We start from the raw sequence: 8,509 nt of genomic DNA, 5'->3' as shown, positions 1-8,509 counted from the left end.
CGCCCGCCGAGGACCGCAGGGTGCTGGCCGCCTTCGCCGCGCAGGCCGCCGTCGTCCTGGACCGCCGCCGGCTGCGCGAGCAGGCCGGCCGGGCCCACGCCCTCGCCGAGGGCAACCGCATCCGCACCGCCCTGCTGGCCGCCGTCAGCCACGACCTGCGCACCCCGCTGGCCGGGATCAAGGCCGCCGTCTCCTCGCTGCGCTCCGAGGACGTCGAGTGGTCCCCCGAGGACCGGGCCGAGCTGCTGGAGGGCATCGAGGCCGGCGCCGACCGCCTGGACCACCTGGTGGGCAACCTGCTGGACATGTCCCGGCTGCACACCGGCACGGTCACCCCCCTGATCCGCGAGATCGACCTGGACGAGGTGGTGCCGATGGCGCTCGGCGGGGTGCCCGAGGGCAGCGTCGCCCTGGACGTCCCCGAGACCCTGCCCATGGTCGCCGTCGACCCGGGGCTGCTGGAGCGGGCGATGGCCAACGTGATCGAGAACGCCGTCAAGTACAGTCCCCCCGGCCGGCCCGTACTGGTCGCCGCCAGCGCCCTCGCCGACCGGGTCGAGGTGCGGGTGGTGGACCGCGGACCCGGCGTCCCCGACGAGGCCAAGGACCACATCTTCGAACCCTTCCAGCGGCACGGCGACGCCCCGCGCGGGGCCGGGGTCGGTCTCGGCCTGGCGGTCGCCCGGGGCTTCGCCGAGGCCATGGGCGGCACGCTGAACGCCGAGGACACCCCCGGCGGCGGCCTCACCATGGCGCTCACCCTGCGCGCCGCGGGAGCACCGGCAGTCGCTGAAGAGACCGCGCAACCCGAAAGGCAGCCCTCATGACCCGTGTCCTGGTGGTCGACGACGACCCGGCCATCGTGCGCGCCCTCGTGATCAACCTCAGGGCACGTTCGTACGAGGTCGATTCCGCCCACGACGGCGCCGGCGCCCTCCGTACGGCCGCCGCCCGCCATCCCGACGTCGTCGTCCTCGACCTCGGCCTGCCCGACATGGACGGGGTCGACGTGCTCAGGGAACTGCGGAGCTGGAGCCGGGTGCCGGTCCTGGTGCTGTCCGCGCGGCACGCCTCCGGCGAGAAGGTACAGGCGCTGGACGCCGGCGCCGACGACTACGTCACCAAGCCCTTCGGCATGGACGAACTGCTGGCCCGGCTGCGGGCCGCCGTACGCCGCGCGGAGCCCGCCGGCGACGGGGGGGACGTGGTGGTGGAGACCACCGGGTTCACCGTCGACCTGGCCGCGAAGAAGGTCAACCGCGGCGGCAGGGACGTACGGCTGACCCCCACCGAGTGGCATCTGCTGGAGGTGCTGGTGCGGGCCGGCGGCCGGCTGGTGGCGCAGAAGCAGTTGCTGCGGGAGGTGTGGGGGCCGTCGTACGGCACGGAGACGAACTACCTGCGCGTGTACATGGCGCAGCTGCGGCGGAAGCTGGAGGCGGATCCGTCACATCCGAAGCACCTGATCACGGAGCCGGGCATGGGGTACCGCTTCGAGAAGTGAAGGTCGGGGGCGCCCCCGCGCGGGGTGGCCGGGACAGGCCCGCGTTCGGAGCGGGGCGGCAGGGGGTACGTAACCGTCAGTGCACCCCGGTACGCTTCAGATATGAGTGCTGTTCCTCGATCCGAGAAGCCGGCAGGCCGGTTCCGGCGCATGCTCGACCGGCTCTCCTCGTCTCAGGAGGACCTGGAGTCCGAGGAGCTGCGTGAGGACGCCGAGACGGCCGGCTGTACGCGGATAGGCGACTGCCGCGACCGGCAGATCGTCACGGTTACTGGTACCTTGCGCACGGTCACGCTGCGGCCGCGCGCGGGGGTTCCGGCCCTGGAGGCCGAGCTGTTCGACGGCTCCGCCGCGCTCGACGTGGTGTGGCTCGGCAGGCGCTCCATCGTGGGGATAGAGCCGGGGCGCAAGCTGATCGCATCAGGCCGGATCTCGATGAGCCAGGGCCGCCGGGTGCTGTTCAATCCGAAATACGAACTGAGACCCCTCGGACGGGAGTAGCCGGTGACGTCACTCGACAAGCCGACAACCGAAGACACATCCGCGGACGACGCCCGGGCGGTGACCGAAGCCGCCCTCTTCGAGGCGTTCGGCGGGGTGCGGGGCATGGTCGAGACGGTGCTCCCCGGGCTGCTCTTCGTCAGCATCTACACGGTCAACAAGGACCTGCACATGTCGGCGATCGCGGCGCTCGCCGTGTCGCTGGTGATGGTCGTGGTCCGGCTGGCGCGCAAGGACACCGTCAAGCACGCCTTCAGCGGCGTCTTCGGCGTGGCCTTCGGCGTGGTCTTCGCGATGATGACCGGCAACGCCAAGGACTTCTACCTGCCGGGCATGCTGTACACGCTGGGCCTGGCCCTGGCGTACATCGTCACGGCGATGGCGGGCGTCCCGCTGATCGGTCTGATGCTGGGGCCCGTCTTCAAGGAGAACCTCTCCTGGCGCACCCGCAACCCCGGCCGCAAGAAGGCGTACACCAAGGCCAGTTGGGCGTGGGGGCTGATCCTGCTCGGCAAGAGCGCGATCCTCTTCCCGCTGTACTGGTGGGCGGACACCACCCAGTTGGGCTGGGTCCTGATCGCGCTGAAGATCCCGCCGTTCCTGCTGGCGGTGTATCTGACGTGGGTCTTCCTGGCGAAGGCCCCGCCGCCGATCGACGTCTTCGCCGAGATGGAGGCGGAGGAGCGCGCGGAGGAGGAGCGCAGGGCCGCCGCCGCGCAGGAGAACGACGGGACGACGACGGCCGGCCGTCACCGCCGCGAGTCCTAGTCCGTACGGAAGAGGGGCGTCCGGAGTCTTCCGGGCGCCCCTCTTTTCTATGACTCCTTGCGTACGGAGAGCAGGTCCTCCAACTGCTCCTCACGCGCCTGGGCGGCCACGAAGAGGAGTTCGTCGCCGGCCTCCAGGGAGTCCTCCCGGGTCGGCGTCAGGACGCGGGTGCCGCGGATGATGGTGACCAGCGAGGTGTCCTGCGGCCACTGGACGTCCCCGACCTGCGTGCCGGCCAGCGCCGACTCCTCCGGCAGGGTCAGTTCGACCAGGTTGGCGTCGCCGTGGCTGAAGCGCAGCAGCCGGACCAGGTCGCCGACGCTCACCGCCTCCTCCACCAGGGCCGACATCAGGCGCGGGGTGGAGACGGCGACGTCCACGCCCCAGGACTCGTTGAACAGCCACTCGTTCTTCGGGTTGTTCACCCGGGCGACGACGCGCGGGACGCCGTACTCGGTCTTGGCGAGCAGCGAGACGACCAGGTTGACCTTGTCGTCGCCGGTCGCGGCGATGACGACGTTGCAGCGCTGGAGCGCCGCCTCGTCCAGGGAGGTGATCTCGCAGGCGTCGGCGAGCAGCCACTCCGCCTGCGGCACGCGCTCCACCGAGATGGCGGTCGGCGCCTTGTCGATCAGCAGGACCTCGTGGCCGTTCTCCAGCAGCTCGCCCGCGATCGAGCGGCCGACGGCGCCGGCTCCGGCAATGGCGACCCTCATCAGTGACCGCCCTCCTCTTCGGGACCCTTGGCGAACGCCGCCTCGACGCGGTCGATCTCATCGGTGCGCATCATCACATGCACCAGGTCCCCCTCCTGCAGCACCGTCTGCGAGCTGGGCAGGATCGCCTCGCCGAGCCGGGTCAGGAAGGCCACGCGCACGCCGGTCTCGTCCTGCAGCCTGCTGATCCGGTGTCCCACCCAGGCCGTGGAGGTGTGCACCTCGGCGAGCTGGACCCCGCCGGTGGGGTCGCGCCACAGCGGCTCGGCACCCGAGGGGAGCAGCCGGCGCAGCATCTGGTCGGCCGTCCAGCGCACGGTCGCCACCGTGGGGATGCCCAGGCGCTGGTAGACCTCCGCGCGGCGGGGGTCGTAGATGCGGGCGGCGACGTTCTCGATGCCGAACATCTCGCGGGCCACCCGCGCGGCGATGATGTTGGAGTTGTCGCCGCTGGAGACGGCGGCGAAGGCGCCCGCCTCCTCGATGCCCGCCTCGCGCAGGGTGTCCTGGTCGAAACCGACCCCGGTGACCCGACGGCCGCCGAACGAGGAGCCCAGCCGGCGGAAGGCGGTGGGGTCCTGGTCGATCACGGCGACCGTGTGTCCCTGTTCCTCCAGGGTCTGGGCCAGGTCGGAACCCACCCTTCCGCAGCCCATGATGACAATATGCATCGCGTCACACCGCGCTTCCTGCAGGCCGTTCGACCTTCATGACCTTCGTGCTCATGTCTCTCTTTCGGCTCGCCAGGCAAACATCGCGGCCTGAGTACGGGCCGCCAGGCAACATCATGCCGGGGGATCGCGGTCCCGACGCCCTCCGGGGCCCGGTCGTCGCGCGCGTGCCGGGTCCGACGCATCCGTACCACCCGGGCGCGACCGATGCCCGGAGCAAGGAGAGAGCCTGCCATGACCGCCGAGATCGACGTCCTCGTCCTGGGCGGCGCGGGCGTGGACACGATCGTGCACGTGCCCGAGCTGCCCGTGCCGCCCGCCGACAGCCACATGATCAGGCCGGGCATCGTCACCCGCGCGGGACAGAGCGGCGACTTCGTCGCCCTCGGCACCAGCGCCCTCGGCCTGCGCACCCACCACCTCGACCTGATCGGCGACGACCACGAGGGTGACCTCGTCCGTGCCCTGCACCGGGACCACGGCATCGCGCTCACCGCCGTACCGCAGCCGTGCGGCACCAAGCGCGCGGTCAACCTGGTCGGCCCCGACGGCCGGAGGCTCTCCCTGTACGACGCGACCCGCTGGGCCGAGACGGACCGGCTGCCCGAGGAGACGGTGCGCGAACTGGCCGCCGTCAGCCGGCACGCCCACGTCGTCATCACCCAGCCGTGCGCCGACGCCCTGCCCCTGCTGCGCGGGGCGGGCGTGACGATCTCGACCGACCTGCACGACTGGGACGGCGCCGATCCGTACCACGAGACGTTCGCCCTCGCCGCGGACCTCGTCTTCCTCTCCGCCGCCGCCCTGACCGACCCGGAGGCCACCATGCGCCGGATCGCCGCGCGGGGCCGGGCCCGGATCGTCGTCGCCACCGCGGGTGCCGAGGGCGCGTACCTGCTGGCCGACGGCGAGCTGACCCACGTCCCCGCGGCCGAGCCCCCGGCACCGGTCGTCGACTCCAACGGGGCCGGCGACGCCTTCGCGGCCGCCTTCCTGCACGGCCTGCTCGGCGGCGAAGGCGCCCTCCGCTGCGCCCGGCTCGGGGCGGTGGCGGGGGCGTACGCCTGCACGGTGCCGTCGACACGGGTGGCCGCCATCGGACCGGAGGCACTGCTCGCCGGAGTCGCCGGGGCGGTCAGCGGCGCGTGATGCTGCGCACGCTCGCCAGCGTGAGGATCCCGAGGCCGAGGAGGGCGACCGCGGCGCCGATCAGTTCTGCGGTCGGGTGCATGGGGACCTCCACGGGGCGTGGCGACTACGGCCGGACTGGTCATATAGGCATGGAACTGCCCCGACCTGCCGAATCCCCGGTCCGGCCACCCGGTGATTTCACCCGGAGAGCAGAGACCGTATGAAAGCCGTATGGATGTGGGGTGGTGGTTGGGCCGCCCCCTGTCCGAAGGCTTACGATCCACTGCTGTGTCCAAATTGACCGACGTGCCCAAACGGATTCTGATCGGGCGCGCACTGCGCAGTGACCGACTCGGTGAAACGCTCCTGCCGAAGCGTGTCGCCCTGCCCGTCTTCGCCTCCGACCCGCTCTCCTCCGTGGCGTACGCCCCCGGTGAGGTGCTGCTGGTCCTGTCGATCGCGGGCCTGTCGGCGTACCACTTCAGCCCCTGGATCGCCGTCGCGGTCGTCGTGCTGATGTTCACCGTGGTCGCCTCCTACCGCCAGAACGTGCACGCCTACCCCAGCGGCGGCGGCGACTACGAGGTGGCCACCACCAACCTCGGCCCCAGAGCCGGACTGACCGTCGCCAGCGCCCTGCTCGTCGACTACGTCCTCACCGTCGCCGTGTCGATCTCCTCCGGCATCGAGAACCTGGGCTCGGCGGTCCCGTTCGTCGTCGAGAACAAGGTGGCCTGCGCGATCGGCGTGATCGTGCTGCTGACGCTGATGAACCTGCGCGGGGTCAAGGAGTCGGGCACGCTCTTCGCGATCCCCACGTACGTCTTCGTCGCGGGCGTCTTCACCATGATCGCGTGGGGCGCGTTCCGCGGGGTCGTGCTCGGTGACGACATGCGGGCGCCGACCGCGGACTACGAGATCAAACCCGAACACCCGGGCCTCGCCGGCTTCGCCCTGCTCTTCCTGCTGCTGCGCGCCTTCTCCTCCGGCTGTGCCGCGCTCACCGGTGTCGAGGCGATCTCCAACGGCGTACCGGCCTTCCGCAAGCCCAAGTCGCGCAACGCCGCGACCACGCTCGCCATGATGGGCCTGCTCGCCGTCACCATGTTCTGCGGCATCATCGGGCTGGCCATGGCCACCGACGTCCGCATGGCCGAGAACCCCGCCAAGGACCTGATCCACGACGGCGTCCCGCTCGGCGCGGACTACGTCCAGGACCCGGTGATCTCCCAGGTCGCCGAGGCCGTCTTCGGCCACGGCAGCTTCCTGTTCATGATCCTCGCCGCCGCCACCGCGCTGGTGCTGTTCCTCGCCGCGAACACCGCCTACAACGGCTTCCCGCTGCTCGGCTCGATCCTCGCCCAGGACCGCTACCTCCCCCGCCAGCTGCACACGCGCGGCGACCGCCTCGCCTTCTCCAACGGCATCGTGCTGCTCGCGGGCGCCGCCGTGCTGCTGGTGTGGATCTACGGCGCCGACTCCACGCGGCTGATCCAGCTCTACATCGTCGGCGTGTTCGTGTCCTTCACGCTCAGCCAGACCGGCATGGTCCGCCACTGGAACCGGCTGCTGGCCACCGAGCGGGACCAGGCCAGGCGCCGCCACATGGTCCGCTCCCGCGCCATCAACACCTTCGGCGCCTTCTTCACCGGCCTGGTCCTGGTCGTCGTCCTCGTCACCAAGTTCACCCACGGCGCCTGGGTCGCGCTGCTCGGGATGTGCATCTTCTACGCGACGATGACGGCGATCCGCGGGCACTACGACCGTGTCGCCGAGGAGATCGCCGCCCCCGAGGCCCCGAACGACGACATGGTGCGGCCCTCCCGCGTCCACTCGGTCGTCCTGATCTCCAAGATCCACCGCCCCACGCTGCGCGCCCTCGGCTACGCCAAGCTGATGCGCTCCGACAGCCTGGAGGCGCTCAGCGTCAACGTGGACCCGGCCGAGACCAAGGCGCTCCGCACGGAGTGGGAACGGCGCGGCATCGACGTACCCCTGAAGGTGCTCGACTCGCCGTACCGCGAGGTCACGCGCCCGGTCATCGACTACGTCAAGAACCTGCGCAGGGAGTCCCCGCGCGACGTGGTCTCGGTGATCATCCCCGAGTACGTGGTCGGCCACTGGTACGAACACCTGCTGCACAACCAGAGCGCGCTGCGGCTCAAGGGCCGGCTGCTGTTCACACCGGGCGTGATGGTGACCTCGGTGCCGTACCAGCTCCAGTCCTCCGAGGCGGCCAAGCAGCGCGCCCGCAGGCGGCAGGAGTGGGCCGCCCCCGGCTCCGTGCGGCGCGGTCCGGCGGAGCGGGCGAAGGACTCCTCCTCGCACACGTAGACTGGTGGGCTGTTGTCCCGGCCCTCATGGGCCTTCCCGCTCTCGATGTTGTGGAGTCACCCCGCCATGCAGGCAGAACCGAGGAAATCACTGGTGGGGGAGGAGTACGAGGTCGAGGTCGGCCCCGTCGCCCACGGCGGCCACTGCATCGCCCGTACGTCCGAGGGCCAGGTCCTCTTCGTCCGGCACGCCCTGCCCGGAGAACGTGTGATCGCGCAGGTCACGGAGGGCGAGGAGGGGGCCCGCTTCCTCCGCGCGGACGCGGTGCGGGTGCTGGACGCCTCCAAGGACCGCATCGACGCCCCCTGCCCCTTCGCCGGCCCCGGCCGCTGCGGCGGCTGCGACTGGCAGCACGCCAAGCCGGGCGCCCAGCGCCGCCTGAAGGGCGAGGTCGTCGCCGAGCAGCTCCAGCGCCTCGCCGGGCTGACCCCCGAGGAGGCCGGCTGGGACGGCACGGTGATGCCGGCCGAGGGCGACAAGGTCCCCGCCGGCCAGGTCCCGGCGTGGCGCACGCGCGTGCAGTACGCCGTCACCGCCGACGGCCGCGCGGGACTGCGCCGGCACCGTTCGCACGAGGTCGAGCCGATCGACCACTGCATGATCGCCGCCGAGGGGGTCAGCGAGCTGGGCATCGAGAAGCGGAGCTGGACGGGCATGGACTCCGTCGAGGCGATCGCCGCGACGGGCTCCCAGGACCGCCAGGTCGTCCTCACCCCCAAGCCGGGCGCCCGCCTCCCCCTGGTCGAACTCGACCGCCCGGTCTCGGTCATGCGCGTCGACGAGCGCAACGGCCAGCTCCACCGCGTCCACGGCCGCCCCTTCGTCCGCGAACGCGCCGACGGCCGCACCCACCGGGTCGCCGGCGGCGGCTTCTGGCAGGTCCA

9 protein-coding genes are annotated in these 8,509 nt (G+C 71.5%); 7 read left to right on the top strand and 2 right to left on the bottom strand.

Features of this window, described 5'->3' with window-relative positions:
- From B7767_RS11295 to B7767_RS11280, 4 genes are all read left to right on the top strand, one after another.
- The coding region (locus tag B7767_RS11295) for a sensor histidine kinase KdpD (RefSeq protein ID WP_256923406.1) at positions 1-827 on the top strand (827 nt) is incomplete at its 5' end.
- Positions 824-1,504 (top strand): response regulator, encoded by a 681-nt coding sequence (locus tag B7767_RS11290; RefSeq protein WP_085572083.1) that lies wholly within the window; start codon positions 824-826, stop codon positions 1,502-1,504. The genes B7767_RS11295 and B7767_RS11290, both read left to right, overlap by 4 nt.
- A 102-nt stretch (positions 1,505-1,606) precedes the next feature.
- Positions 1,607-2,005, top strand: a complete 399-nt coding sequence (locus tag B7767_RS11285; protein WP_078913995.1) for an OB-fold nucleic acid binding domain-containing protein — start codon at positions 1,607-1,609, stop codon at positions 2,003-2,005.
- 3 nt (positions 2,006-2,008) lie between these two features.
- Positions 2,009-2,773 (top strand): DUF3159 domain-containing protein, encoded by a 765-nt coding sequence (locus B7767_RS11280; protein WP_085572082.1) that lies wholly within the window; start codon positions 2,009-2,011, stop codon positions 2,771-2,773.
- A 47-nt stretch (positions 2,774-2,820) separates the two neighbouring features.
- Here B7767_RS11280 and B7767_RS11275 read toward each other — a convergent pair whose 3' ends face one another.
- Positions 2,821-3,489 (bottom strand): TrkA family potassium uptake protein, encoded by a 669-nt coding sequence (locus B7767_RS11275; RefSeq protein WP_006136376.1) that lies wholly within the window; start codon positions 3,487-3,489, stop codon positions 2,821-2,823.
- Positions 3,489-4,160, bottom strand: coding sequence for a TrkA family potassium uptake protein (locus B7767_RS11270; protein WP_085572081.1), 672 nt, complete (start codon positions 4,158-4,160; stop codon positions 3,489-3,491). The genes B7767_RS11275 and B7767_RS11270 overlap by 1 nt, the downstream gene beginning before the upstream one ends.
- Positions 4,161-4,394: 234 nt before the next feature.
- On the opposite strand from B7767_RS11270, the gene B7767_RS11265 reads away from it, so the two are divergent.
- The 3 genes from B7767_RS11265 to B7767_RS11255 all read left to right on the top strand — a co-directional run.
- On the top strand, positions 4,395-5,309 hold the full coding sequence (locus tag B7767_RS11265; RefSeq protein ID WP_085572080.1) for a PfkB family carbohydrate kinase: 915 nt from the start codon (positions 4,395-4,397) through the stop codon (positions 5,307-5,309).
- Between the two features lie 270 nt (positions 5,310-5,579).
- Complete coding sequence (locus tag B7767_RS11260; RefSeq protein WP_085572079.1) at positions 5,580-7,625, top strand: APC family permease; 2,046 nt, start codon at positions 5,580-5,582, stop codon at positions 7,623-7,625.
- A 66-nt stretch (positions 7,626-7,691) separates the two neighbouring features.
- Positions 7,692-8,509: class I SAM-dependent RNA methyltransferase (locus tag B7767_RS11255; protein ID WP_143652351.1), on the top strand; the 818-nt coding region annotated here is incomplete at its 3' end.

Origin of the sequence: Streptomyces sp. 13-12-16, assembly GCF_002114215.1 — a bacterium.
Classification (GTDB): Bacteria; Actinomycetota; Actinomycetes; order Streptomycetales; family Streptomycetaceae; genus Streptomyces.
Note: the sequence above shows the minus strand (reverse complement) of the source record. Positions and strands in the feature narration are given on the sequence as shown.

What these genes read in the sequence shown, in the direction of transcription:
- B7767_RS11275 (WP_006136376.1), bottom strand. Translation starts at nt 3,489, where the DNA reads ATGAGGGTCGCCATTGCCGGAGCCGGCGCCGTCGGCCGCTCGATCGCG.
- B7767_RS11290 (WP_085572083.1), top strand. Translation starts at nt 824, where the DNA reads ATGACCCGTGTCCTGGTGGTCGACGACGACCCGGCCATCGTGCGCGCC.
- B7767_RS11270 (WP_085572081.1), bottom strand. Translation starts at nt 4,160, where the DNA reads ATGCATATTGTCATCATGGGCTGCGGAAGGGTGGGTTCCGACCTGGCC.
- B7767_RS11285 (WP_078913995.1), top strand. Translation starts at nt 1,607, where the DNA reads ATGAGTGCTGTTCCTCGATCCGAGAAGCCGGCAGGCCGGTTCCGGCGC.
- B7767_RS11265 (WP_085572080.1), top strand. Translation starts at nt 4,395, where the DNA reads ATGACCGCCGAGATCGACGTCCTCGTCCTGGGCGGCGCGGGCGTGGAC.